Origin of the sequence: Paraburkholderia sp. SIMBA_053, assembly GCF_046534895.1 — a bacterium.
Taxonomy (GTDB): domain Bacteria; phylum Pseudomonadota; class Gammaproteobacteria; order Burkholderiales; family Burkholderiaceae; genus Paraburkholderia; species Paraburkholderia caledonica.
On record NZ_JAWRXU010000685.1, the window covers coordinates 1 to 272 of the forward strand.

The 272-nt window shown below is 55.9% G+C and carries 1 pseudogene; it reads left to right on the forward strand.

Annotated features, from left to right (window positions below):
- Positions 1–272, forward strand: a pseudogene (locus tag SB753_RS37330) (MFS transporter); the annotation flags it as partial.

The following is a 272-nucleotide window of genomic DNA, read 5'->3' on the forward strand; positions in this document are numbered from 1 at the left end:
GGCGCGATTGCGTTGTGTGCGAGTGTCGTCTATGCGCATCAGACGGTGCTGGCGATGATCGCCCTCACGATTGGCACTATGGGTGTTATTACAACGATTTCGCAGTTTTGGACTGTGCCGCCGGCTGTTTTGCAAGGGGCGGCTGCCGCTGGTGGGATTGCGCTTGCTAATTCGGTTGGGTCGATTTCGGGTGTTGTTAGTCCGTATGTGATTGGGTTTTTGCAGACTTCGACTGGGTCGACTGGGAGTGGTGTGGTCGGGATTGCTGTGAG